Genomic DNA, 21,251 nt, shown 5'->3' with positions numbered 1-21,251 from the left:
AGGTAAGCAGAAAATCTATGGTTATAGTGAAGGCTTTTACAACGTTCTAAATTTTATGACAGAAATAAAAAAGCATTACCTTTCAAGATAATGCTTTTTCACTCGAACTGAGTCTTATAACAATTAGATTAATGTGATTTTAATATCATAGCTTTCAAGCCCAGTCATTTTTTCACGAGCATTAAACTGGATATCGGAAACTTCTTTTCCTGTCTTTTTTTTGAGTTCAATAATTTTTTTTGTGATGAATTCAGAAATATCCGCTTCAGTTTTTCTTTTTAAATCTTCGACGTTCATTGTTTACCCTCTTGATCTCTAACGTATCAACGCCAAGCATGTTACATTCCCCGTAGAGCACTTGTATAAGCGCTGATATGTTTAAAAGATAGAATAGAAAGACTCAATTATCAATAGTTTGCAGTACAATCTTCATGCAAAAGAGCTCGCGACCACACAAACCACTGTACTAAAATCCGGGTCGGTCACGAAACAACCAGATCTCATTTCAAAAGCTTCGAGGCTGCCTCGAGGATCTCTTCTGAACTGACATCACGATCAGAGGCTACATAAACTATTTTATGGTCTCCTGTCAGAGATGGAAATCCCGCTGACATCACGGGTAGGTGTGCTTTTTCCCCATTGGGAAACTCACGCATTATCGTAGTAATACCTTTCATTACGGTTACAACAACTGCAGGTTCTGCATTAAAAAAAACGATGACTTTTTTCATAATTTTACCGTGATGTCTCTTACAGAGATTGTCGGTTCAGCATACAAAAAAGGCTCCATAAGGAACCTGAAATTTATTTTCTGAATTCTAAAGAAGACTGACCAGAACGAATGTACAGTGCAATATTATCAAATGTAATCATTGTTGATTTGCAAAAAATACATTTTGCTCCGAAAGGATTTTTTTCAGTAACATCAAAGTTTGACGTTCGGTACTGAGATCCGTGGCAACACGGACATCTGAAGTGAATATTATTAGTAATATCAGTTACCTTATACAGCCACGACATTAACTGCCGTGGGGCCTTTAGGTCCCTGTTCAACACTAAATTCAACTTCCTGATTCTCATTCAGCGTCTTGAAATCATTACTCTGGATAGCAGAGAAGTGAACAAACACATCTTTACTGCCATCTTTTGGAGTGATAAAACCAAAACCTTTTTCAGGATTAAACCATTTAACTAAACCAGTCATTTTATTAGACATAAACATTACCTTTATTGAGTAAGCCCTTGGGCAGAATGGTCCGAAAAAAATTATCAGAGAGAAAAGCTAACAAGGAAATCTCAACAGGAACAAGGAATAAAATTATTACAGCGACTGCTTCAGATAAATTCGTTACAAACCAGACATTCATTAACGCATGATTAACCAAACATAGCAAGGTTTAGTTTTGTAAGTAAATCTCAGTGGGTTTTGACCATAAAAATTAATTTAAATAGCTTAAATCGAAAATTATGTCATGCTGCGTAAGACCTTTATCTATCACCCTAAGTTGTCAGGGATTTTGACTCAAGGAAGAGTCGTATTTCTTTCATAGTAAAAATTTACAAATTTATCCACGAAAACCGTCAACATCTTAATTTATAGATCTATTATTTTTTCTCTACGATTCATTGTTAGTATTTTTACGGACTCATAAATCCGCTCACATGTCATTCCTGCCCGGTAGTTTTCATCAGCGCGCTCAGCATTGTATCGAGCTTCTTCTGCCAGGCTTCCAGGCATGTCTACGAGCATTGTGGTGTCATGGCGGATGGAAAGTTTTGTTGATTCGTTAGTTATCGAGCTGTAGAACGCTGTGCTCTAGCGACTCGGAATAGGCAATCAGCCCGGTGTACTCAGGGATAACCTCGCCATCATCCGTTTCGAACTCAGGGATTGTTCCGGTAGTGATGGTGTATTGTGGCTGGCCATCTTCTTTTGCGAAGGCCGACAGGTCTTCAATCTGCTTAGCTGTAAGAACTACTGTAATGCTCATTCCTCAGTTGTTAAAAAGCCCCGCTATTGCGAGGCTTGATTGATTATGGCTAACAATTACATCGTAACGGTTATAAAAGAAGCTATTAGCCAACATGTGGTGTATGGTTGTTAACCGCCCACCAGGACAATCAACATGTCGATACTCAAAGATATCAAGATGCGTACTTTACGCCATGTGAAAAGTACTTGTCCTCATTGCTCCCGCCAGTCAATGCACAGTCTGTCGAGAATAAAAAACAATATAACGTTAATTTGTCCCTTCTGTGGAAACATCTATCTTCCATCGGAAAGCAAACCAATAAAGTAACTGATTGAATGCCAAATAAACCCCATACTCTCAGAATGTGGCAAAGCAGACATAACCTTTTATTGTTGTTCTCATTTAAGAGAATGTAACACCCAGAGTGGAGAGGGATTTTTTCTTCTCCACAACGGCGATCAAGTTCAGCCACTGCATGCGAGCGTATGGTATCAAGAAAGGCGTTATCCTGAGAGGTAGACTGGATTGTCACACCAAGTCCGGCACCACTTTCCAGTATGCTTTTCTGACGCTGTAGTTCTTTTATATCGTTATTGAGGTAATACGCTTCACTTAGGTTTTCTGCGTTCATCGTCTAACCATGTTGTTGTTTGACTGCCTCACTGAGTCGTAAATGCGCTCACACGTCATTCCTGCCCGGTAGCGTTCGTCAGATCGTTCAGCATAATATCGAGCTTCTTCTGCAAGGCGTCCAAGCATGTCGGCGAGCATTGTGGCGTCGGCTCCGGCTGTTTTGCTTCTGACGGCAGTGGCAAGATTTGCGGTATGCTTTGCGGCGTCCAGGAGGGTGGCAAGCTTTGTTGCTTCGGTACGCAGCTGGTTAACAGTGGCAGACAGGCCAGCAGCAGTGGCAGCAGATTTAGCGGCTTGTGCTTGTGCATCTTTTACAGCCTCATCACGGGCAATTATGCGCCCTTGCTCAATCATGCGGGCGGCGGTCTGCGCGTTCGCTGTTTGCGATGATTCCGCGCTGTCACGGTCAGCCCACTTCTTTTCCCAGCCGTGATTGCTCCATACGTTTCCGGCGATGAATGCGACAGCCACCAGCATCAAAATAACAATGAACTGATAGCGCAGGTTCACTTGTCTATCCCCCAGCACGTCAGCGCGCTTTCCTGGTCTCGTCGTTCAACCTGTCCGTAGCAGCCGTTTTTCTGGCCTTTGGTCAGACGGCAATCGCGGCCACCGTCTTTAATCCACCAGCGGATCGCTTCACAGGCACCTCTACGGTCGCCCGCATTAATTCGCTTATAGAACGTAGATGGGAAACATTTTCCGGGGCCGATGTTATATGGGCAGAAGGACGCGATCCCGGCTTTCTGTGGTTCGGTCAGTGGTACCTTGATATTTCGCTCAACCCACGCCAGCGCCTTGTCGCGTTCTATGGCGTTCACCCGGGCGCATTTCTCAGCAGATACCTTCATACCCTGCTCTACTGGCTTACCATCAACCATTGTAGCGCCACGGCAAATAGTCCAGATTCCGCCGCCGTCGCGATATGCTTTCAGGCTGTTACCCTCTTTCTCATCCAGAAACTGATCGAGAATTACGGACGCGGAAGCCCCCGCAAAAATCAAACCAACGACCGCTGCGCTCAGTTTATTCTTCAGCTTTGGTGACATGGCCATTAAGCCGGTCCTCCCTTTCCTTTTTCCTGTAATACCAGTTCACTGCACAAGTGATAACAGTGCATGCGATACCGACAATAATTGCCCAGTCACTCAGGCTTAACCCTGCAATTCTGTCGGCCAACATCCAGGACACCTCTTTTGCTGTTTTAGCTGTTTCGGCATATGCCTTCGCTGATACACCGCAGCCGGTCAGCGTGGTTCCTGTTCCATATGAAAGTCTGCTGTAAATGGTGCTCATTCTGGTCATAGCCCTACCTCCGATTTTTCGGATGGTGTTGTGTGTGATTAAAGGGTCAGGCTTCACGGGCTGGATTTATCAACAAAGCACGTAGTGAGTGATACCCGTGAGCCTGAAAAAGAAGAGGCCGCCGTTTGGCAGCCTCGAATGATAATTGTCGTCTGTATCGGTAGATTGAGCAGTTCATAAAGTACATCTGCCATTAATCTCACCATAATGATGCAAAAATCCCATCACTGGTGCAATTGCACCGCTATAGATCCCGGTTGAAATATTATGAAATAATTAAATAATCAGTGAGCATGATTTTTTGTTTGTTGTTGACATTTAAATATGCCATTAATTAACAACCAACTCTGTGGAGGATATTAATGCTTAAACTTTTCCATTATCATTCCCAATACTGGATATTTCTGGCTATTGCACTTTCTCTTTATACAGTTGCATTTCGATGATACGCATCGTTTAGTTGCATACCTTTTTCTGATATAACTTTATTTTATATAATGAGCTTTGGCTCAAACCTTAGCTCATAAAAAACATACAGCGATAAGAATATCAGACATTCTAATGTTAATACTCCCTCGTTTCATAACTGCCTGTGTAATGTTATGTTTTATAAACTTTAAATCAATTTCGACTACAGACCCAAAGAATGAAGCTTCCCAAAGATTAATGCCACTGTCCAGAACAGTGCGACCGTTGATGCTGTAGTCATCAGAGCTGCTATTTTGTATTTGCTCATCCTGCATTTTACCCAGATACTGTTACCGATTTGAAATCGTCCAGAGACACCATTAAAGCAGATTTACCTGACCGAAGAAGGTACTTCATCTGAATCATGCTAACCATTTTCTGGAAACCACACAACAATTTAATAATGATTAAAGTCAACAAGTTAAATTTATGTCAGATTATCATTCAATCTGTTCTCTGCACTTATACTCATAATGATAATCCCAAAGATAGAATGAGTATTACAGAATGCTCCCATCTTAATCACTCAATTAGCAACTAATTAACAACAGTAAGCCTGAATAGCACGCAGCGGTTTTATAATTTAAAAAAGTAAGACTAGCTGTTTTTTTCAGTGTATACCTGAATATTCTTTATCGTTTGCTCTTAGTTAAAGACTTTAAACAATGAAAAAGAACATTTTTTCCGTTAAACGGAACAAACCGATAAGTCCATTAGAACTAAAGATCTACCGCAACTACCGTATAGTGCATGGGATACGAATTGCTGTAGCGTTCGTTATTACGTTCTTATTGATAAGAATGTTGAATTTGCCAGACCACTCGTGGCCCCTGATTACACTCGTAGTCGTCATGGGACCTGTAAGCTACATGGGTAACGTTATCCCCAGAGCACTTGAGCGAATGGCAGGAACTGTAGGTGGTGCGATTCTGGGGATCATTGCATTACACATTGAAATGTACTCTCTTACTCTGATGATGCTCTGGTGTGGATGCGCTGCTTTCCTTTGCGGCTATCTGGCCATGAGTAAACGCCCGTATGCTGCATTACTTGTTGGGATAACGCTTGCCGTAGTCAGCAGTGCTCCTGCCGGGGACTTACAGACAGCATTATGGCGAAGCACCAATATTATTTTGGGATGTATTCTGGCTATGCTGTTTACCAGTATTTATCCCCAAAGAGCATTCATTAACTGGCGTATCCAACTTGCTGACTTTCTTGCTGATTACTTAAAAATTACTTCAGCCGGGGTCTCACGAAACGTTCTGAATCAGCCCAGAATGACCGGGCTTCAAACACGTGCGTTAACTAATGTCGTCAAAATGCGCGGTCTGATTACACCAGTGAATAAGGAAACAAATATTGCAAAGAGTCTGCTCGAGGATATTCAGTCAATAACCCGAGATATGATAGCAGCCCAAAAATTTCAGATTAATGCCCACTGGGCATCGCGCGGTAGCCGGTTTCTGATATTGAACTCGCATACACTTTCCGACATGGAACAAATGACTCGCAACACTCTCAGTACGCTGGCTCATGCACTGCATGAAGGTAACCCGTCTCCAATAGCATCAAACAGCGAACGTCTTAATGAAATCACACAAGAGTTGCATTGCCTTTTACTCGCAAATGAAAGTGATGAGGTAATGGAAAGTGCCGTTCATGGATATGTCTGGTTAAGTATCCAGCTTGCAATCCAGCTTGAAGCACTATCAACCTTGATAACGAAAGCTCTGACAGAAAATAAATGATTTTATTGTTAATTATGTAACGTCAGCCCGAAAATGAAAGGCACCGAAAAATGTCGGTATCCAGAACGCTAAGAGTCCGGGTTACCATAATCCAATGCCATTCAGAACAACAACCAGGGAAACAATAATTAGTGCAATGCCTATCGATAGGCTGAGCCCGATCACGGTATTTCTGAAAGGCATTTTCATAACGCTATCTCTCCACCACGATGATAACAGTATGACTGGTTTAAGTTCAGTTGTGGTGTCGGGTATCTCCCGGTGGTCCTTTGGCTGACAAACCATGCCCCGTAAGCGCTAAGCATGTCATTCACTGGCACTGTTTACTGTCAGTTTCACCCATCCGCTTGGGGAGGACTCATCACAACCACTTCAAAACAAGAGCTTTTACTGGATACTCTATAACTTTAGAAATAATGAGAAAAGCCTGCAAACAAATAGCACTATTATTCTGAAAGTGGCAGGCTTCACGGGCTGAATTTATCAAACAGCACGTAGCGGATGATTCCTGTGAGCCTGAATGATAAAGGCCTCCGAATGGAGGCCTCAAAGTGAATGTGATTAATATTGGCGATTCTAACGGACTTAGGCTTTTCTTGCGACAGCCAGCAGATGCGACGAAATACCCTGCAATTCAGGAAATTCCTCAGTTAAGCGTAGATACTTCAGCAAAAGGGCCTTTTTGTCCTCCACCTGCATTATCTCATCCGTGTCAATGATGCTGGCAAACCCCTCTACAGCGAACAGTCTGATATCCTGAAACCCTGTTTGCTGAAGCTCTTGCATAATTAATGACGGGGTATGAAAAAAAGAAGTAGTGAAATAATTTGGGGTGTCATAAGGGTTTTCATGGTTTCCCGTCAGCAGATCGGTTTCCACTATACGTTGAAACACCGGGTCATTTATAAACTGGTATTTATATCCATCCACCAGCGATGCTGACCTCGATATATATGTAAAAATAGCTACGCCGCCGGGTTTCAGAACACGAAGGCATTCCTCAATGCATTGCATCCTGTCAACGCTTTCCTGCAGGTGATACAGAGCCCCCATAAGCATCACCATATCAAAAGTGTTACCATCCCATGGTAGTTTTCGCGCATCGCCGCAGGTGTACGATTGCAACTTGAAAGCACTTTGTTGTCCGCGCTGTCTGGCCTGCTCAATATGTTTGCTGGAAAGGTCCAACAGATGTACATGATGCCCTTTCTCTGCCAGCCAGAATGAATAAAAACCATTTGCGCCGGCGATATCAGCGATAAGCATAGGGGAAGGCGTTAAAAATCGCTTAATAATCTCCTGAGAGCGGATAAACTCCAGCTGATTTACTTTGAAGCGGTTTGCCTCGTCGAAGTTACTCTCATAGAAGTCGTAGACGCTTTCATTGTTTTCCATAACCAACTACCTCCCAGGGGAAAGTCCATAATAATCTGCTGTTTGGGTTCTTTGATCTTTGATTTAGTTGTTTTTTAAGTCATCACCATTAACACACTACAGCACTTTCTACAAGTACCCTGGGTTTCGCGATTCATTGCATCCCATAAGCACTGCCCCCCGTCAGGACACCACCAGCCAGCCCAGTACCGAAAATCGGATCGGACATTTAACCCCTCTCTTAATTGCTGTGAGTCCTCTCAGGAATGAGGGGAATAAAAAAGGCCGCCAGTTGGCAGCCTCGAAGTGAGTTAAGTTGTTTACATTGGCGGAGAGAGAGGACCTTCTAACACCTCTGCTTCACCGTTATGGCAAATGTCATCGCCTCTGGTCAGATGCCAGACACCTGTGATTGTTTTACCCGTATCCAGATCATCAACAGTGTCATTCGTGTAGTACGCCACCTGTACAATGCCAACATGCTGAATCCAGTAATAGCCCTCTTTCATATGCGTGTCCATCCCGCCCTAGTTACAAAGCAGTATATGCCTTCAACTTTGCAGTTGGCGTTAGAAATTCTACATGTTGAATTAAGCAGCAACTTTGTGGCATCAGCTTTTAGAGCATTACATTCAAAACTACAAAAGGCATTTTACTCACCTTATTGCTGTGAGTCCTCTCAGAATGAGCGAAAAAAAATAGCCACGCTTGGTTGAGAGGCCTGGTTATCTTGTGGGCCATTGCGGATCGACGATATGACAGGGGTACTGGTGCTATGCACCTCGCGAATACCCCTGTCGTATCGCCGGAAAGCAAAAACCCCGCGTCGGCGGGGTTCTCGTTATGTTCAAATTGTTCGCTTTTCGTCGCTGCCATCGTGGCGCAGCTCTGCCAAGCATGAATTAATTATTCACTTTGTTGGCCCGTTTTCAAACGTTTTTACGTCATAAAGCACTTATAACTAATTCTCACTGACATTTTGTACAAATATCACTCAACAAATGAGCTATTCGTTACAAAACGATCGCTTTGAACGATCGATAAATGAAAATCGATCTGCAATACCAATTTTAATTGTGTGGTTATCGCACGTAGACTCAGGGCCAAACCTAATAAATGGAATTATCATGAGCCTTTATCACTATTTGGCCATATATATCGCGGGCTTCATCGTAATGTTTGCTTTGTTAGTTCGTGGGGATAGATTACACGGCCTCGAATTTGACCTGGCTGATACGGTGATAACATCCATTATGTGGCCCTTCTACTCCGTTGCTATTATCTGTATTAAGATTTATGAGCGGTTTAAACAGAATCGTCAGTAATAGCCAGTTACCCCAGCTACTGACCGGGGTTTTTGTTTCGAATTACAGACTCATTAGTCTCCCGGTCAGCTCCTCTTTTGGTATGACTAACCATCCTCTAACCCAGCTCTCATCTGGTTACGAACCGCAAGGAATGTTTTTGCTCTGAATATTTCCAGGCACCATCGCACACGCTTTCTCGCCTCCCCGTCGGTTAACCATGGCGCAATCGCCTGCAGCTCCCGGGTTATGTCTGAGATTTTTTTTCGGGTGGTGTAATACTGAAGACCAACAACATAAACCGGATCGTTAATATCCAGCGCCTGCAATACGCATTGTTCAACAAAATCGACATCATCATTATGCAGAGCTTCATCAATTACACTGGCAGGTGACTGCGGCCAGAGAATACTGTGCGCCCTGTTCATTGCCTGCTGTCCACGGAATCCCTCCTCTCTAGCCTGATTTAACGCAACGGTGAATCGTTCGAGTGCTTTATCTGACCAGTTCCGTCCCTTAAGCACATTCCAGCACGCATGGCCCCGCGGCATGCGGGGTGCAGTATTTCCTCCTACACCTTCGCCCCATGTAGTGAGCAGGGATTTAATCCATCCGGACTGAATCCCCGTCAGGAGAATACATTTACCCAGCCAGCTTTTACGCGGCGCAGCTGCTGCTTTTTCAAATGCTGACTGCTGTAGTCTTCGTTGGCGTGGCGTCATGCTTTTAGCTCCTCAATAATAATTCTCCCTGTTTCACCCCATAATTTTGATACCCATGCATCCCATATATGAGCATCATTTTCGTAAATAGCGTCCATCAGGACTTTCATCATGTTGTCGAAATCAGGTTTTATCTGGTGTGGTTTACCGTTGAAATCAGCCCGTTTCTTTTTGCTCCAGCTCGCTGGCATCGGAAGGATGAAGGTGACATGCGAGCCACTTTCCGGTAACTCAATACCCTGCAGACGAACTTCATCACAGAAAGCCCGGTAACGCAGAACCTCTGGGCGCTTTTTCCATTTGTCAGCGCGCGTCATTCTGGGCTTACCGACGGGTGTAATTGGATATTCAGGCATTAAGAGCCTCCTTGATTCTTTTACCGAGCCAGCACATAACCGGTACAGCCATACTGTTGCCGATCGCTTTGTAGCGCGGACCATCTTTCGCCAGTCGGTAGGCTTCTTCTGCAGTTATTTTTGGGTTGTGATGGCGCACGTAAGCATATTCATCAGCAGTGATCTGCTTACGCTTATCACGGGGGATTAAAGTGTGGTTATCGGGGAAGCCCTGCAGACGCTCGCACTCAACTGGTGTCAGGCGACGAACGGCCATGTTTTTCATTACTGAAGGGGATAAATTCGATCCGCTACTGGCGGCGGTCAGAGTTGGGGATTGCTCTTCTGCCCATCCAATACCCCCGGCTTTTGCGCCCTGTCCAGCTTTGAAGGCATAAGCAACAGCATTTTCCTGTCCGTGATTTCGTCCAAGGGTGTGAGCAAAATTAAAGTTTGTGTCTGGGTCTTGTGTGCCGTGAATAGCATAGGTATCCAAATCTTCAGTCATGCTGTCATTTGGTTTGGCCAGCAATGTCCTGCTGGTATCTGAATAGGTAACAGTAAGATCGGTTGCGTCTTTATGGTCCCGCGCTTTTACTGTGGATGCAGTTCCATCATCCACATATTCACAAAATGAGCGCATGCGATACGCAGCTGCTGGAATGTAATGCCCAACAGCTGCGGATTCAGGCTTGCCACCTGCACCACCAATAAATGAATGAGCTGTAAGCGCACCAACAACCTGCATATAACCACCAGCGGCCATATCTACATCTTGTGACCAGCCACCTGAATTAGCGCGAGCTTTAAGAGTTCCGGCAACTTCTTGCCCCTCACCTCTGCGCGGCGGAGTATTCCGGCGCAAGCCTTCGGACTCAAAAAGTATTTTTGCGGGATCGATATCCCCTCGAGCGCTTGCGATAACAAACACACGGCGACGTCGTTGGGCCACTCCGAAAAATTGAGCGTCGAGCACTCGCCAGCAGACAGACCTTTCTGGTCCCAGCACATAACCAGCGTTTGTCCATTTTTTCCCTGGTGATTCCAGTTCACAGCTTTCACCGGCAAGCCCTGCAAGAAAACATCCGAAAGCGTTATCTCTGCTGCTGAATACTCCGGGTACGTTTTCCCAGACGACAATGACGGGAGGTTTTCCCTGTTCTCTTCGTTTTTCATCTATTGCGTTTACCAGTTCTACAAAGGCGAGAGTTAATTGACCGCGGGAATCAGTCAGACCATTACGAAGACCAGCGATGCTGAATGCCTGGCACGGTGTGCCACCTACCAGAACATCTGGTGCATGGATTTCTCCGCGCCGTATTGCTGCGGCGATTTTTGTCATATCACCGAGGTTTGTTACGTGCGGCCAGCGATACGCCAGAACAGCAGATGGGAAATCTGGACCGTTTTTATAATTGTGTTCAGGATCGAACTGAGAGAACCATGACGGTCGCCAGCCCAAAACCTCCCACGCTATACTTGCTGCCTCAATTCCACTACATACTGAACCATAAGTAATACTCACGCTGATTCCCCCAGTTCGTAGAGAACCTGCACCAGCAACTCTGTTTCAGTACCGAAATTGTTTTCCCAGGACTGGCGGCCAGCATGAATGGCTATGCCGTATCCGCCCTGGCGGTGATGGATTGGGCAAAGAGGAATAACTTCGAAATTGTCAGCGCGCTGGCCAACTCCCTGACCAGTTCGGATGTGATGTATTTCTGCTGGAGTTTCACCCTGCTTCAGGTTTTTGCAGACAATACAGCCCAGCCCGGCTACTCGGGAAAGGTGGAGTTTTTCAGATTTATTTTTTGTTCTGCTCATGCTGCACCACCAGCATGAACAAAGACACCGCTCACGAAGAAATGGTGTGAATGGGGTAATTCAGTTTTATGCGCCATCGCGTTTTCCCGGTTGGCGCAGTGTTACTCAGCAGGCTGTTCAGACCCGTGTTTGAGTATAACCCAACTTATCAGGCATCTGAAACAGGAAGGCCAGCTTTCTTTCTTGCTTCTTCCAGAGCTCGCAAAGACGTCACAAATTCATCTTTGCGCAGCGCGAATCCCCTTTCTGCCCTGCCCTTTACGACATAAATCAGAACCGGGCCAGTATGCTCCGGCAGTCCGGGAATTAAATCATCCGGAATTTGCATGAGATGCCCCTTGCGGTGATATCCACACCGTTAAGACAACGGAAATTGCTTCTAAGCAGTAGCGCGGTGCGCAACGAGAATTTTAGCAATCAGGTGTAACAAATGGCGGCATCAGCCACCATCCAGGTGCGATCAGTTGAAAAACCAGTCGTCGGCGCTTTCCCATGTTTCCTGCAGGATTTCCTCCACCTTCGTTTTATCGCCCTTATCGCCACCGAAAACAGTCAGGCTATCGCCGCCAGCTCTGCGGATAACCAGAGAACAATTTTCATATTGATTCTGAAGTCGTTTTAGCAACTCTTTCTCAAGTGCGGGTATGACGCCACTCGGCAGGTCTTTTGATTTGTTGATGGTAAGTTCTATCTTCATAATTCCCTCTACACCAATGCACTGTATATTCATACAGTATACCTATTACACCTAATATTCAAGTGGTTAATAGCACTTTTCGCCAAAGCCATGCCGTTGTATTTGCTAAGTTTTTCAGAGTATTCAGAACATATTTATTAAGAAAGGTAAAGCAAAATGGGCAAGAAAAAACCCGCCGAGGCGGGTTGCTTTACTTCACCGGGTCTTTTTTCGCCATCGCTTCCAAAAACCATACTCCTGCCTGATATTGCTCTCGCAGGTAATCCTTCCGTACTTAGTCGTCGGCGGGTTAGCGATTATGCTATCCAGAGATTCTCCAGCATCAAGACGCGCAAAAATTTTGTAATCCGCCGCATCCGGGTTCTTTGGTTCTGCATTTCCAACGCTCATAACACTCCTTTGATCAATCACATCGGACTTTACTGCATATTCTCAGCTAGCATAAAAACATAATCATGTTACTGAAATGATTATATATTAGGTTGCAATGGATTTTCTGTGACGCATCTCCGGTAGGTTCGCCCGCACCAGTGCCTCGCAAACTGTGACAGAACCGCGTTACCGTATCGCGCAACCTGCTTGTCTTTCGCGTATTTCTACCCCCGATAATTAGTCAGTCTGACAAAAATATCCTTTGAAACTGTCTGACGTATTCGATGATGTTAATCTCGGCACTCCATTGATTTCGCCCTAACACCCCAGAAACTTCGATACTTGGAGCCAAGTAGCAAAAGCCTCTTTCGTTCGGCTCTGCCATAAATAGCGAGAATTCAACAGCATGAATTATTTTGTTAAAAGCCTCTCTCATGCTTAAATCACTAACAGCATCATTCATGAACAACTTTCCAACCATTAGGTCATCTCTATGCTCGTCCCGGCATCGTTTGTCATCAAGAACACGACCAACTATAGCTGTAGAGATTAACAAACGAGTGGTTTCAGGTTCCCCAAGAGATGCCAATATCCACAATGGATCATCAGTACCGGTTAATTCTTCTGCAAGTTGCTTTTCTGCTAAAAAAATAGACAGAAGATGAAACAGGTCTGTTCTTACCTTAGCATTGTCAAATGACCAGCCACGCTCTTCGTCAGTCTTAGATATTTTTGTTAAGTTCATTTAATTCTTACTTCTTCAAGTTAAGTTTTGTCATCTCAACATATCGCGGATCAGATTGTTTTGGTAAAACTGGTGACACTTCCCGATAAAACGTCAGCCTCTCAAAAAATAATCCCGCAGATACTCAGGCTACTCAGGTGCTACCTGCTCAGCGATAACCGACATGTTTAGGTGCTCCTTGAACACCACGCAAAGCGCAAGGTCGATGTTCACTTTGTCCTGCTCGTCTTTTGGTTTGGATGCAATGTTCCACTGTGACATAATAACCAATCCGGAATGAAGGGTATCATATATTATTGTGGTGGCTATGGTTCGAACTTGCTGTGTATCTCCCAGAGGCTAATCCCACAAATTCCGCAGAAACTTGCTTGTTAAGCCAGTCCTGGCTACTCCCGGACGCCTCCCCACGCAGTCTCGACAAAACAGTAAAACCTTTTCCATGCCACAACAAAATGACGGCTTAGACTCGTGGCCACCGTAGTTCCAGCAAGATTGCTTCGGCAGTTTTCCCTTTCTGACCACCGCCCTTTTTACAGCAGGGCGCCGTTACAATGACTTCATGCTGTAAACGCAGTGACAACCAGCCAAGATAGGCAGCCTCATTGCTTCCAATCGCCCACTTCGGTGGACATTTTTTTCCCAGGTGACCGCCGACAACCTTAAAGGTAGAATCAGACAAAATAAAAAAGGGATCGGGTATGCTTGAATCATTCAAAGAACTATTTTCTTCTACCGTCAGCACTGCTGCGCAACGTGTTAGAAACCCAGCAATTGGTGCGTTCGTCTTGTCTTGGTGCGCTTTCAACTGGAAGTCAATTCTTTATCTTCTTCTAAGTGACACAAAGGTAATCGATAAAATCGCATACATTTCTGAAAACAGCACCTGGAAAACAGTAATCGGCTACCCATGTGTATCAGTAATTGTTATCTGCGGTATATTGCCGTGGGCAAACAACCTTATTTCTGTTTGGCAAGCTAAGCCTCTGGATAACAGTGATTCCATAGAAAACCGTCGTAAGGCGAAACTTATTCATCGAGCTACGCGTCTGCAACGTCTTCAGGCCAAGCATGATGTGACTTACGAAAAGATTAAAACTGGAGCTGAAAAAGACATTCAAGCCATGAAGGAACATATTGCCGAGTCAAAAGACAGAATGGGAATACTGACAGCAGAACTCAACGAAAAAGATAATTTACTACATGAGTATAAATTAAAAATAGACCAACTATCTTCAACGTTAGAAACAACAAGAAACGACTTGGGTAGAGTATCAAAAAGCTATAGCTTATTAAAAAATGAATATGATTCTTTGAAAATTGAATGTGATGGTTATAAGAACACAATCCGCACTACAGTATCCCCCCCCTTGTCTGGTGGATTTAATGAACTCAAGGGATTGCAGATTGGGGAAATCGCTACAAATGTATTAAATGGACAGGCATATAAAAATACTTTCATCTTTGACAAAGAAAATAACGATAACCCCAATTTCGCTCCTAGCCCCAAAAATCCCAAATTGTGATTATACATACGGGTCGTGCTCTGTGATCGCCTTACCCTGCTGGCTTTGTTGATGCCCATAGTTAAACAGTTTTTTGGTAACAGGTTCGGCATAAGTCAGTACATAGACGTCAGCATCAAACACTGCAATCACCCCATCAATCACCTTCACAGCATCAGCCATTGCGTAACCGAGATTACCGCCATCACTTTGTGCTGATGCTTTGCTGAGTATTTCGCGTATCTGGTGCAGGCGATCGAGTGATACAGGACCGTTCGCCGGGTGGTTGTTAGTTGTCATGGGTTAGTCCTCAATGCCAGTGTCGGTTAATTTCTGCTGTAAATCGACAATTGCTGCCAGAGCATATTTAATCGTCTCACTCGTTACCCTGCATGGGTAAGCGTGATTCATTCCCTCTTTCATTAAATTAGCCCTTCCGTCAGTCCGGTAGTGATACGGTTAGCGCCTAAATGAATTTCGTAGGTATCGCCAGATGGACTAATAGCGATTCGCTCAGCAATAGCCATCTCACTCCCCCCTTCACACCAATACCAGCGGCGGCAACTTTTTCGACAAGTTCAACCCACTGTGGCGCCAGCTTTTTTCTGCCTGTGCGCGGTTGCCGACTGGACCGTTCAAACTCACACGATAATGGTCATACGGGCATTTCAATCCGCCCCATACCCAACCCATATGATTGAGCTTCAGCGCGTATTCAGGCATGTTCCCGCACTCCGGACAGCGTGGTAATTCGCTTTGTTTCATTGCACCAGCTCCTGCATCAGCGCGCCATGTTTGCGAATGCTGCGAACGGCTTCACGAAGTTTTTCCAGGTTGGCCAGCTTCGCTTTCGTGCGGCGAATTTCACTTGAAATACCGCGTATCGTAGGGATCAGCAGATCATCAGGACGGCTGACGAAAGCGGGGATTTCCTCAACAATTTCAGTGACAGATTTTTCTGGTACTGGTGGAGTTGATGTCTCCGGTTTCCGTGGAGCAGAGCTTTTGTGTTTCACTGACGCAATGGCCGGCACCGAATAAACAAACTTACTGCCCACTTTTTCGCGGATGATCCGCCCTTTTGTCATGTGATGGGTCAGCATTGGCGCCACACGTTTAGATTCAATACCTGCCAGTGTTGCCAGCTCAAGGGATGTCTGTGGTCCATGTTCCGCCAGTAATGCGATGACGTCGCTGACTGATACACTTGCCGGTGTTTTGCTGACAGAACTGGCCGCCGTGGGCTGTGATTTAACTTCCCCGGTAGCAACTTTCCAGTACCCGTTAACCTGAATAACCTCGTTACGTTCTTCATGCTCACGCAGCATCCCGATCACCGCCGCAGGCTCAATTTTCATACGTGCCGCAATTTCACTGGCAGTCGCTTTTTCCATCGCTTTCAGTACATCTAAAATGGTTTCCATATAATTCTCCAGGTTAATTTTTTAGCCCCTGAAACCTTCAGGGATGATGTTGTCCAGGACTGAAATGGCGTTAACATCCCGTTGTTGCGTGCTACCGCCAAGTCGGATAATCAATTCATCCCATTTTTCCCGCAGCTTTGACGGGCTCAGGACATTGCGACACCAGAACGGGTCGCGTTGTACGCGTTTGAATAAATCGCAAATCTGGCGATGAGTACGCCCGTCTATGCAGCGCATCAGGCGTATTTCGTTTGCCCAGGCATTCCAGTTAGGGTCTTTTGGGCGCGTAACTTCACCGTCCGTCTCAGCGGCTTTTTCGTAGAGTGTTTTGATTCGGGAAAAAATCCATTCAGCGCACTGGAGATCTTCAGGTGTTCCCCATTTGCCCTTTGGCTGTTCAGAAGATGATTTTTTTTCTTCGCCTGTGGATAAATCAGCTTCCGGGGACGCAGTTCCCGGACAAGAAGTCTTTTTATCTTTTAGATCTGTATTTTTAAGATCTGTATAAAGAATAGATTCGGCTTGAGAGCCATTTCCATTCGGCTCTTGGGCCGTTTCCATTCGGCTCTTAGGCCGTTTCCATTCGGCTTGAGAGCCATTTCCATTCGGCTTAAGAGCCGAATCCAGCACTGGCGGGAATATCAGGGCAATTAATGCCTCTTCATTGATGCGATAATGCATCTTAGGTGTGCCATTTACCTTGCGTTTCTTCTCTTCGATAACACCGGGCAAATACTGGCTGATTATTTTGCTCATTGCCTTGCGAATCACGTCCTCGCTGGACGCACGAACTTCCGCAGCAATTACCGCATGCTCTTTGTAAAACCAGCCATTTTCGAGGTGGGATTTACCTGACCAGAACACCAGTTGATTCAGGATCGCCGCGAGTAAATGCTGCTGGCGGTCACCGGCGAAAAAATCCAGGTAGGGACAAGGGATCGTGATGCTGTTCCCCTGACCGGACATCGACTGGACAATCTCAAAAATTCTACTCACACAAAACTCCGTACCTGCTGTGCACTCTGTCATGACTGCACCTTCCTGAACTTGAGTTCAAACTCTCTCCGACCTGTCTCGCAGATGTCCTGATAGCCTTCGTATCGGTACATAACCCGAAGATGGGAAACTCTCATTACCGTCACCATGCGTCCGCGTTCGTTGCGGTATTTCATCCCCGGAATCAGTTCAGCGCTGCGATCGACTGTCTCCGCCGGTACTCTGTGCTTCATCGCTTTTTTCATGCGGTCTACTAATTCCTGGGCAAGCATGGGAGTCTCCTGTTACACCGCGTGCGTGCTGATATGTTTAAACTGGATACTGACGCCGGGAATGAGATCGGCCAGCGCCTGAATTGCCTCTGCCGTTTCTTTGCGGATTACCTGCACTGGCTTACCAGTCAGCACCGCGCTGGTCGCCTCTATGCACTCGCGGTTCGCAATGGCCACCAGGTTATGTAAGTCATGCTGACCAGCCAGCTCTGCATCCATCGCAGCTCTGATTGCTGGAGCCAGCGCAGCTGCCTGACCACGATAGTTTGGCGTGTCATTTCGAAATGCCCGCTGGATGATCTGCGTATTGTTATGCAGGCGACGCGCATACTCTGACGGGTCGACAATATCCGCCAAGCTGTCCAGCAAATCACCGTAGTGATGCGCTGTAATCAGCGGGACTATCTTTTTCCAGCCCCCTTTCCTGCCATCCTTCATCGCCCACTCTTCCAGCTCGAGGGCCAGCAATTTGATCTCATTGATTTTCATCGTTCAATTTTCTCCCTTTCTTTGCTTTATCCTGGTTTTCATAAAACAACGGGTCATATTTCAGAACTCCACCTGTTAGACGCTCTAACCTAACTGCTCGCTTTTCAGGAATGGCGCTCCCCCATCGAGTGACCGCGACTTGAGAAATGCCAAGCGCTCGCGCAACGGCAGCTTTGGAGCCAAAAAACTTAATCACTGTCTCTGTGAACATGCGTCCTCCGCATAACTAATGTTAGCAAAATAAATACTAACAAAAGTTATGTCAAGTTAACTTATATTAGGCTTATGAAAATTGAAACTTTGAGTGATCGCATTGCCGCCCGGCGCAAAGAGCTTGGACTAACGCAGCAGCAGCTTGCTGATCTGGTTAAGAAGTCCAGCGTTAGCGTATTCAAATGGGAAAGCGGCCAAACTGAGCCAAAGGGGAAAAGTCTCTTTGCATTAAGTACTGCGCTGCGCTGTTCTCCGACCTGGTTACTTTTCGGTGATGAAGAACAAATCCCCACCCCAGTGGAGTCACTTCCTACGGCGTTAGATGAACGGCAGCAACGTCTTTTAGATTTGTTTGATTCTCTTCCTGAATCAGAAAAAGAGTCCTATCTCAATGAGTTAGAAGCAAGAGTTGAAAATTTTAACCGCCTCTTTGAAGAACTTCTAAAAGTTAGAAAATCCCAAACAAATAAAAAATAGCAAGTCAGTCAATGGCTTGCGTTTTTTTACACCTCGCAACTTAACTTTTGTTATTTTTGATCTTGCCATTTAAATTACCTTTAGTTAATCTCATGTCATCAAGTAACCACACGCAGTGATTACTCAGAATCAAAATGTTCCGCTTACCCTGGCGATACAGGGCCAGAAACAAAAAAGCGCCCTACTGGACGCTTAGCTCTTTAACAATCTGGATATCTTTAACGTTAATAGCTGACCATTGGAGCTGAATCTGTATCAAATACATTCTTACAGGAAGGACATCTGCTTTGATTAAAACTCGCATACATACTCACCTGCAATGGCTGCAGTATCGATATTTTCTTAGTAGCAAAACAATGTGGGCAAAGATGCACAATTATTTCAGTATCACCCACAATCTGCTTTTTCGAATACACCAAAGAACCAGAGTCAAGCTTGCTAAGAACATAACCTTCAGTCTGGCTTTTAAAGTCTTCGTACTCTGCAATTTTTGCTTTGAGAAGTACTGCTTCTTCATCACGCAAGCGGATCGCGTCGCCAAGCGAAAAACATTCTGCCTGAAGCGTAATTAGTTTGCTCTGGAGTTCGATAGTTGCCGCTTTAACTTCAGCATCCGTTTTCGCATCATTGATGACTTTAGCGAGACCAGCAGTCTCCTTTATCGCGGCCATAGCAGCCGATAGTTCAGCGATCACTTTGAATACTCATATTATTGTTGGGGATATCCAGATTAACCGAATCCTTGTTGTTGGGGAATAGCAGGATCCACCACGCCTGATGTGGTTAAAAGCAGGCTAAAGCAATAACAAGTAGAACCCTGTTCTGGCGGCCCGGTGTTTTCCCGTATGTATCCGGTCACCGCCAGCTTTTTCAGGGAACAACGTGCAAGCGCACTCCTTCACTTACCAGTTATGGGTGACAGGTTTGAAAGAGGCGGAGTGCGCTTGCAGATGTGATTAATTGCTGTGTGTGCCGCGTGGTCTTTGCCCATCCCCCACGATGGGCACCTTTTTTACCGGAGGGTTTATGAAAAATTCACAGCCAGTTATACCGGGCGGGGATCCTGATTTGGAAAGCTCAGTTAATAATTTTATTTACCAATTAAGAGCTCCTGCTTTTCGCGACCGCCTTACAGCTGAGCTCGAAGCACTGTACGAACAACAGAAAGCTACTCTCGATCACACTGAATCTCTGCTCAGGATGGTGCGTACCCATGGTTAAATTTACCAGCGACGATATTGCCCAGCGTACAACTGAAGCTGAATATAAAAAAGCTGTGGCTGATATAACCGGTGTTCAAAAATACAAAGATGAGGCGGTGCTGGATATGTGCTTCATCAAAGTAATGTCAAAAATAGTTAACGACCAGAGGGTTAATATTAGCGAATTTTTACGCTGAACTTTTATTTACCCCCTTCGATAACTTTAAGCAATTAAGAGAGTTTTTATTTATGCCTTAACTGGCAGGGCTAACTACATCCATCAATGATGGCCTTGTCATAATCAGCCATGCAGGGAGGGTAAGTGACACTTGAGTGCTGTCCATATTGCAAAAAATGGAGTTCTGTTGACTCCATGTATAAATCAACAAAAAGAATGAATAAGAGAGTAGTGACTGCTTATTTCTGTAGCCTTGAGCATGCTATCTCCTACAAAAAAATTCATGAACCACGGCGCTGTAATTTAAGCAGAAGCAATGCGAGCCATTCACATAAACATTATTGAGGCTAATATGACAACTGGATTAAAAAAGTTTGGTGGGAGATTCGAACCGAAAAAAAGTGCGCTTGAAAAAGATAGTACGCTTCCGGTTTATGTTGCTTTTAAACAAGCCAAGAATAAAACAATAGCAAAAACATTACTGCATGCGGATTTTATACAGTTCGCGCCAGATTATGCTGATGATTATTTTGCTCCCAAGGTATGGGAAGTAGAGGAAGGAATGTTCTGCACTGTTGAAGGGCAGTTCTATACCGACCTCTTCACCGGTGACATTATCTGGAATGCTGAGAAAGGCGAACCAGAGCGCATCATCGTTGGGCCAGAGCTTGCTGGCGGAAATGAACAACTTAATGCTGACTCGACAGAAGACAAAATGAAACCAGTGAAAGAGCTGGATGTGCTGGCCCGCGCATACTGCCTTGCGGTGTTTGGTGCCATTGATGAAATCACCCCTTCTCAGTATGGCCAGTTAATCGACATGCTGAATGATGATGAATTTAGCCCTTTACGTGAACAGGCAGAGGGTCTTGCCAAAGAACCCCGCATTCTTGCCATGCTTCCTGAAAAACAGACCGAATGCCTGGCCTGGGTGCGTCAGAAGGCGCGCGACAATGCTAAATGGCCAGACTATAAAAACCTGTTTACCCAATGGG

The 21,251-nt window shown here is 45.1% G+C and carries 34 protein-coding genes and 2 pseudogenes; 8 read left to right on the top strand and 28 right to left on the bottom strand.

All coding sequences use genetic code 11. From position 1 onward, the window contains the following. Positions 1 to 123 precede the first annotated feature (123 nt). From OGV77_RS17420 to OGV77_RS17395, 6 genes and pseudogenes are all read right to left on the bottom strand, one after another. On the bottom strand, positions 124 to 297 hold the full coding sequence (locus tag OGV77_RS17420) for a GnsA/GnsB family addiction module toxin (protein WP_001100119.1): 174 nt from the start codon (positions 295 to 297) through the stop codon (positions 124 to 126). A gap of 203 nt (positions 298 to 500) precedes the next feature. Then, the gene (locus tag OGV77_RS17415) at positions 501 to 731 is read right to left on the bottom strand and encodes a hypothetical protein (protein WP_000756041.1); all 231 of its coding nucleotides are present in this window, start codon (positions 729 to 731) and stop codon (positions 501 to 503) included. A gap of 73 nt (positions 732 to 804) precedes the next feature. Next, a complete protein-coding gene (gene ymcF, locus OGV77_RS17410) occupies positions 805 to 993 on the bottom strand; it encodes a cold shock small protein YmcF (RefSeq protein WP_057069020.1) in 189 nt (62 codons plus the stop codon). Between the two features lie 10 nt (positions 994 to 1,003). Beyond that, the gene (cspG, locus tag OGV77_RS17405; RefSeq protein ID WP_000066494.1) at positions 1,004 to 1,216 is read right to left on the bottom strand and encodes a cold shock protein CspG; all 213 of its coding nucleotides are present in this window, start codon (positions 1,214 to 1,216) and stop codon (positions 1,004 to 1,006) included. Positions 1,217 to 1,594: 378 nt separating this feature from the next. Next, positions 1,595 to 1,759 (bottom strand): annotated as a pseudogene (locus OGV77_RS17400) (DUF2514 family protein); the annotation flags it as partial. Between the two features lie 28 nt (positions 1,760 to 1,787). After that, positions 1,788 to 1,985, bottom strand: a complete 198-nt coding sequence (locus OGV77_RS17395; RefSeq protein ID WP_123267754.1) for a hypothetical protein — start codon at positions 1,983 to 1,985, stop codon at positions 1,788 to 1,790. A gap of 141 nt (positions 1,986 to 2,126) precedes the next feature. On the opposite strand from OGV77_RS17395, the gene OGV77_RS17390 reads away from it, so the two are divergent. Beyond that, positions 2,127 to 2,300, top strand: a complete 174-nt coding sequence (locus OGV77_RS17390; RefSeq protein ID WP_218116983.1) for a YnfU family zinc-binding protein — start codon at positions 2,127 to 2,129, stop codon at positions 2,298 to 2,300. Between the two features lie 75 nt (positions 2,301 to 2,375). On the opposite strand, the pseudogene OGV77_RS24900 reads toward OGV77_RS17390, so the two are convergent. The 4 genes and pseudogenes from OGV77_RS24900 to OGV77_RS17375 form a co-directional block, all read right to left on the bottom strand. Continuing rightward, positions 2,376 to 2,604, bottom strand: a pseudogene (locus tag OGV77_RS24900) (hypothetical protein). Next, complete coding sequence (locus OGV77_RS17385) at positions 2,601 to 3,116, bottom strand: DUF2514 domain-containing protein (RefSeq protein ID WP_286502910.1); 516 nt, start codon at positions 3,114 to 3,116, stop codon at positions 2,601 to 2,603. The pseudogene OGV77_RS24900 and the gene OGV77_RS17385 overlap by 4 nt, the downstream one beginning before the upstream one ends. Then, positions 3,113 to 3,661, bottom strand: coding sequence for a lysozyme (locus OGV77_RS17380; protein WP_286502909.1), 549 nt, complete (start codon positions 3,659 to 3,661; stop codon positions 3,113 to 3,115). The genes OGV77_RS17385 and OGV77_RS17380 overlap by 4 nt, the downstream gene beginning before the upstream one ends. Next, positions 3,633 to 3,911, bottom strand: coding sequence for a phage holin (locus OGV77_RS17375; RefSeq protein WP_149281603.1), 279 nt, complete (start codon positions 3,909 to 3,911; stop codon positions 3,633 to 3,635). Before OGV77_RS17375 ends, OGV77_RS17380 begins: the two co-directional genes overlap by 29 nt. A 1,133-nt stretch (positions 3,912 to 5,044) precedes the next feature. Between OGV77_RS17375 and OGV77_RS17370 the strand changes: the two genes are divergently transcribed. Then, positions 5,045 to 6,130 carry an FUSC family protein gene (locus OGV77_RS17370; RefSeq protein ID WP_286502908.1) on the top strand — a complete coding sequence of 362 codons (1,086 nt, stop codon included), beginning with the start codon at positions 5,045 to 5,047 and terminating at the stop codon, positions 6,128 to 6,130. 585 nt (positions 6,131 to 6,715) lie between these two features. Here the strand turns inward: OGV77_RS17370 and OGV77_RS17365 are convergent. The 8 genes from OGV77_RS17365 to OGV77_RS17330 all read right to left on the bottom strand — a co-directional run bounded on the left by OGV77_RS17365 (position 6,716) and on the right by OGV77_RS17330 (position 12,386). Further along, entirely contained in the window at positions 6,716 to 7,525 is an 810-nt protein-coding gene (locus tag OGV77_RS17365) for a class I SAM-dependent methyltransferase (protein ID WP_286502907.1), read from the bottom strand. 299 nt (positions 7,526 to 7,824) lie between these two features. Beyond that, positions 7,825 to 8,013, bottom strand: coding sequence for a hypothetical protein (locus tag OGV77_RS17360; RefSeq protein ID WP_286502906.1), 189 nt, complete (start codon positions 8,011 to 8,013; stop codon positions 7,825 to 7,827). Between the two features lie 902 nt (positions 8,014 to 8,915). Further along, positions 8,916 to 9,530 (bottom strand): hypothetical protein, encoded by a 615-nt coding sequence (locus OGV77_RS17355; protein WP_286502905.1) that lies wholly within the window; start codon positions 9,528 to 9,530, stop codon positions 8,916 to 8,918. Next, positions 9,527 to 9,886 carry a RusA family crossover junction endodeoxyribonuclease gene (locus tag OGV77_RS17350; RefSeq protein ID WP_286502904.1) on the bottom strand — a complete coding sequence of 120 codons (360 nt, stop codon included), beginning with the start codon at positions 9,884 to 9,886 and terminating at the stop codon, positions 9,527 to 9,529. The genes OGV77_RS17355 and OGV77_RS17350 overlap by 4 nt, the downstream gene beginning before the upstream one ends. Continuing rightward, positions 9,879 to 11,390, bottom strand: a complete 1,512-nt coding sequence (locus OGV77_RS17345) for a DNA cytosine methyltransferase (RefSeq protein ID WP_502873703.1) — start codon at positions 11,388 to 11,390, stop codon at positions 9,879 to 9,881. Before OGV77_RS17345 ends, OGV77_RS17350 begins: the two co-directional genes overlap by 8 nt. Further along, entirely contained in the window at positions 11,387 to 11,689 is a 303-nt protein-coding gene (locus OGV77_RS17340) for a Ref family recombination enhancement nuclease (protein WP_095715881.1), read from the bottom strand. Before OGV77_RS17340 ends, OGV77_RS17345 begins: the two co-directional genes overlap by 4 nt. Before the next feature lie 148 nt (positions 11,690 to 11,837). Continuing rightward, entirely contained in the window at positions 11,838 to 12,017 is a 180-nt protein-coding gene (locus OGV77_RS17335) for a hypothetical protein (protein WP_286502903.1), read from the bottom strand. Positions 12,018 to 12,149: 132 nt separating this feature from the next. Beyond that, positions 12,150 to 12,386, bottom strand: a complete 237-nt coding sequence (locus OGV77_RS17330) for a DinI-like family protein (protein ID WP_286502902.1) — start codon at positions 12,384 to 12,386, stop codon at positions 12,150 to 12,152. 156 nt (positions 12,387 to 12,542) lie between these two features. Between OGV77_RS17330 and OGV77_RS17325 the strand changes: the two genes are divergently transcribed. Further along, complete coding sequence (locus OGV77_RS17325) at positions 12,543 to 12,839, top strand: hypothetical protein (protein ID WP_286502901.1); 297 nt, start codon at positions 12,543 to 12,545, stop codon at positions 12,837 to 12,839. A 160-nt stretch (positions 12,840 to 12,999) separates the two neighbouring features. On the opposite strand, the gene OGV77_RS17320 is transcribed toward OGV77_RS17325, so the two are convergent. Both OGV77_RS17320 and OGV77_RS24895 read right to left on the bottom strand, forming a co-directional pair. Continuing rightward, a complete protein-coding gene (locus OGV77_RS17320) occupies positions 13,000 to 13,503 on the bottom strand; it encodes a hypothetical protein (RefSeq protein WP_286502900.1) in 504 nt (167 codons plus the stop codon). 129 nt (positions 13,504 to 13,632) lie between these two features. Then, positions 13,633 to 13,764, bottom strand: coding sequence for a DNA polymerase III subunit theta (locus OGV77_RS24895; RefSeq protein ID WP_502873702.1), 132 nt, complete (start codon positions 13,762 to 13,764; stop codon positions 13,633 to 13,635). A 437-nt stretch (positions 13,765 to 14,201) separates the two neighbouring features. On the opposite strand from OGV77_RS24895, the gene OGV77_RS17310 reads away from it, so the two are divergent. Next, on the top strand, positions 14,202 to 15,026 hold the full coding sequence (locus OGV77_RS17310; protein ID WP_286502899.1) for a hypothetical protein: 825 nt from the start codon (positions 14,202 to 14,204) through the stop codon (positions 15,024 to 15,026). On the opposite strand, the gene OGV77_RS17305 is transcribed toward OGV77_RS17310, so the two are convergent. From OGV77_RS17305 to OGV77_RS17275, 7 genes are all read right to left on the bottom strand, one after another. Then, positions 15,027 to 15,305: a hypothetical protein gene (locus OGV77_RS17305; protein WP_286502918.1), complete on the bottom strand. Its 279-nt coding sequence runs from the start codon at positions 15,303 to 15,305 to the stop codon at positions 15,027 to 15,029. It lies immediately after the preceding gene. Positions 15,306 to 15,545: 240 nt separating this feature from the next. Beyond that, on the bottom strand, positions 15,546 to 15,770 hold the full coding sequence (locus OGV77_RS17300; protein ID WP_286502898.1) for a hypothetical protein: 225 nt from the start codon (positions 15,768 to 15,770) through the stop codon (positions 15,546 to 15,548). After that, entirely contained in the window at positions 15,767 to 16,429 is a 663-nt protein-coding gene (locus OGV77_RS17295) for a DUF1627 domain-containing protein (protein ID WP_286502897.1), read from the bottom strand. The genes OGV77_RS17300 and OGV77_RS17295 overlap by 4 nt, the downstream gene beginning before the upstream one ends. Positions 16,430 to 16,450: 21 nt before the next feature. Further along, positions 16,451 to 17,458 carry a phage replication protein O gene (locus tag OGV77_RS17290; protein ID WP_502873701.1) on the bottom strand — a complete coding sequence of 336 codons (1,008 nt, stop codon included), beginning with the start codon at positions 17,456 to 17,458 and terminating at the stop codon, positions 16,451 to 16,453. Further along, on the bottom strand, positions 17,455 to 17,697 hold the full coding sequence (locus tag OGV77_RS17285; protein ID WP_016152708.1) for a DUF4222 domain-containing protein: 243 nt from the start codon (positions 17,695 to 17,697) through the stop codon (positions 17,455 to 17,457). The genes OGV77_RS17290 and OGV77_RS17285 overlap by 4 nt, the downstream gene beginning before the upstream one ends. A 12-nt stretch (positions 17,698 to 17,709) precedes the next feature. Next, the gene (locus OGV77_RS17280) at positions 17,710 to 18,186 is read right to left on the bottom strand and encodes a toxin YdaT family protein (protein WP_286502895.1); all 477 of its coding nucleotides are present in this window, start codon (positions 18,184 to 18,186) and stop codon (positions 17,710 to 17,712) included. Next, positions 18,173 to 18,397, bottom strand: a complete 225-nt coding sequence (locus OGV77_RS17275; protein ID WP_087052715.1) for a Cro/CI family transcriptional regulator — start codon at positions 18,395 to 18,397, stop codon at positions 18,173 to 18,175. Before OGV77_RS17275 ends, OGV77_RS17280 begins: the two co-directional genes overlap by 14 nt. 74 nt (positions 18,398 to 18,471) lie before the next feature. On the opposite strand from OGV77_RS17275, the gene OGV77_RS17270 reads away from it, so the two are divergent. Beyond that, a complete protein-coding gene (locus tag OGV77_RS17270) occupies positions 18,472 to 18,876 on the top strand; it encodes a helix-turn-helix domain-containing protein (RefSeq protein WP_087052714.1) in 405 nt (134 codons plus the stop codon). A 224-nt stretch (positions 18,877 to 19,100) separates the two neighbouring features. On the opposite strand, the gene OGV77_RS17265 is transcribed toward OGV77_RS17270, so the two are convergent. After that, positions 19,101 to 19,571 carry a hypothetical protein gene (locus OGV77_RS17265; protein ID WP_286502894.1) on the bottom strand — a complete coding sequence of 157 codons (471 nt, stop codon included), beginning with the start codon at positions 19,569 to 19,571 and terminating at the stop codon, positions 19,101 to 19,103. A 331-nt stretch (positions 19,572 to 19,902) separates the two neighbouring features. Here OGV77_RS17265 and OGV77_RS17260 point away from each other — a divergent pair, with 331 nt between their 5' ends. The 3 genes from OGV77_RS17260 to OGV77_RS17250 form a co-directional block, all read left to right on the top strand. After that, positions 19,903 to 20,097: a hypothetical protein gene (locus OGV77_RS17260; RefSeq protein ID WP_286502893.1), complete on the top strand. Its 195-nt coding sequence runs from the start codon at positions 19,903 to 19,905 to the stop codon at positions 20,095 to 20,097. Continuing rightward, positions 20,090 to 20,275, top strand: coding sequence for a hypothetical protein (locus OGV77_RS17255; protein ID WP_286502892.1), 186 nt, complete (start codon positions 20,090 to 20,092; stop codon positions 20,273 to 20,275). Before OGV77_RS17260 ends, OGV77_RS17255 begins: the two co-directional genes overlap by 8 nt. Before the next feature lie 333 nt (positions 20,276 to 20,608). Continuing rightward, positions 20,609 to 21,251: phage-associated endonuclease (locus OGV77_RS17250; protein WP_502873700.1), on the top strand; the 643-nt coding region annotated here is incomplete at its 3' end.

Source organism: Citrobacter sp. Ce129 (assembly GCF_030334545.1).
Lineage (GTDB): Bacteria > Pseudomonadota > Gammaproteobacteria > Enterobacterales > Enterobacteriaceae > Citrobacter > Citrobacter europaeus.
This window is presented reverse-complemented; position numbering and strand designations above follow the sequence as displayed.

Excerpts from the sequence above, each read along its gene's own strand:
- OGV77_RS17420 (WP_001100119.1), bottom strand. The coding sequence starts at position 297 with ATGAACGTCGAAGATTTAAAAAGAAAAACTGAAGCGGATATTTCTGAA.
- OGV77_RS17415 (WP_000756041.1), bottom strand. The coding sequence starts at position 731 with ATGAAAAAAGTCATCGTTTTTTTTAATGCAGAACCTGCAGTTGTTGTA.
- cspG (WP_000066494.1), bottom strand. The coding sequence starts at position 1,216 with ATGTCTAATAAAATGACTGGTTTAGTTAAATGGTTTAATCCTGAAAAA.
- OGV77_RS17390 (WP_218116983.1), top strand. The coding sequence starts at position 2,127 with ATGTCGATACTCAAAGATATCAAGATGCGTACTTTACGCCATGTGAAA.
- OGV77_RS17380 (WP_286502909.1), bottom strand. The coding sequence starts at position 3,661 with ATGGCCATGTCACCAAAGCTGAAGAATAAACTGAGCGCAGCGGTCGTT.
- OGV77_RS17375 (WP_149281603.1), bottom strand. The coding sequence starts at position 3,911 with ATGACCAGAATGAGCACCATTTACAGCAGACTTTCATATGGAACAGGA.
- OGV77_RS17370 (WP_286502908.1), top strand. The coding sequence starts at position 5,045 with ATGAAAAAGAACATTTTTTCCGTTAAACGGAACAAACCGATAAGTCCA.
- OGV77_RS17365 (WP_286502907.1), bottom strand. The coding sequence starts at position 7,525 with ATGGAAAACAATGAAAGCGTCTACGACTTCTATGAGAGTAACTTCGAC.
- OGV77_RS17360 (WP_286502906.1), bottom strand. The coding sequence starts at position 8,013 with ATGAAAGAGGGCTATTACTGGATTCAGCATGTTGGCATTGTACAGGTG.
- OGV77_RS17355 (WP_286502905.1), bottom strand. The coding sequence starts at position 9,530 with ATGACGCCACGCCAACGAAGACTACAGCAGTCAGCATTTGAAAAAGCA.
- OGV77_RS17350 (WP_286502904.1), bottom strand. The coding sequence starts at position 9,886 with ATGCCTGAATATCCAATTACACCCGTCGGTAAGCCCAGAATGACGCGC.
- OGV77_RS17340 (WP_095715881.1), bottom strand. The coding sequence starts at position 11,689 with ATGAGCAGAACAAAAAATAAATCTGAAAAACTCCACCTTTCCCGAGTA.
- OGV77_RS17335 (WP_286502903.1), bottom strand. The coding sequence starts at position 12,017 with ATGCAAATTCCGGATGATTTAATTCCCGGACTGCCGGAGCATACTGGC.
- OGV77_RS17330 (WP_286502902.1), bottom strand. The coding sequence starts at position 12,386 with ATGAAGATAGAACTTACCATCAACAAATCAAAAGACCTGCCGAGTGGC.
- OGV77_RS17325 (WP_286502901.1), top strand. The coding sequence starts at position 12,543 with ATGGGCAAGAAAAAACCCGCCGAGGCGGGTTGCTTTACTTCACCGGGT.
- OGV77_RS17320 (WP_286502900.1), bottom strand. The coding sequence starts at position 13,503 with ATGAACTTAACAAAAATATCTAAGACTGACGAAGAGCGTGGCTGGTCA.
- OGV77_RS24895 (WP_502873702.1), bottom strand. The coding sequence starts at position 13,764 with ATGTCACAGTGGAACATTGCATCCAAACCAAAAGACGAGCAGGACAAA.
- OGV77_RS17310 (WP_286502899.1), top strand. The coding sequence starts at position 14,202 with ATGCTTGAATCATTCAAAGAACTATTTTCTTCTACCGTCAGCACTGCT.
- OGV77_RS17305 (WP_286502918.1), bottom strand. The coding sequence starts at position 15,305 with ATGACAACTAACAACCACCCGGCGAACGGTCCTGTATCACTCGATCGC.
- OGV77_RS17300 (WP_286502898.1), bottom strand. The coding sequence starts at position 15,770 with ATGAAACAAAGCGAATTACCACGCTGTCCGGAGTGCGGGAACATGCCT.
- OGV77_RS17295 (WP_286502897.1), bottom strand. The coding sequence starts at position 16,429 with ATGGAAACCATTTTAGATGTACTGAAAGCGATGGAAAAAGCGACTGCC.
- OGV77_RS17290 (WP_502873701.1), bottom strand. The coding sequence starts at position 17,458 with ATGACAGAGTGCACAGCAGGTACGGAGTTTTGTGTGAGTAGAATTTTT.
- OGV77_RS17285 (WP_016152708.1), bottom strand. The coding sequence starts at position 17,697 with ATGCTTGCCCAGGAATTAGTAGACCGCATGAAAAAAGCGATGAAGCAC.
- OGV77_RS17280 (WP_286502895.1), bottom strand. The coding sequence starts at position 18,186 with ATGAAAATCAATGAGATCAAATTGCTGGCCCTCGAGCTGGAAGAGTGG.
- OGV77_RS17275 (WP_087052715.1), bottom strand. The coding sequence starts at position 18,397 with ATGTTCACAGAGACAGTGATTAAGTTTTTTGGCTCCAAAGCTGCCGTT.
- OGV77_RS17270 (WP_087052714.1), top strand. The coding sequence starts at position 18,472 with ATGAAAATTGAAACTTTGAGTGATCGCATTGCCGCCCGGCGCAAAGAG.
- OGV77_RS17260 (WP_286502893.1), top strand. The coding sequence starts at position 19,903 with ATGAAAAATTCACAGCCAGTTATACCGGGCGGGGATCCTGATTTGGAA.
- OGV77_RS17255 (WP_286502892.1), top strand. The coding sequence starts at position 20,090 with ATGGTTAAATTTACCAGCGACGATATTGCCCAGCGTACAACTGAAGCT.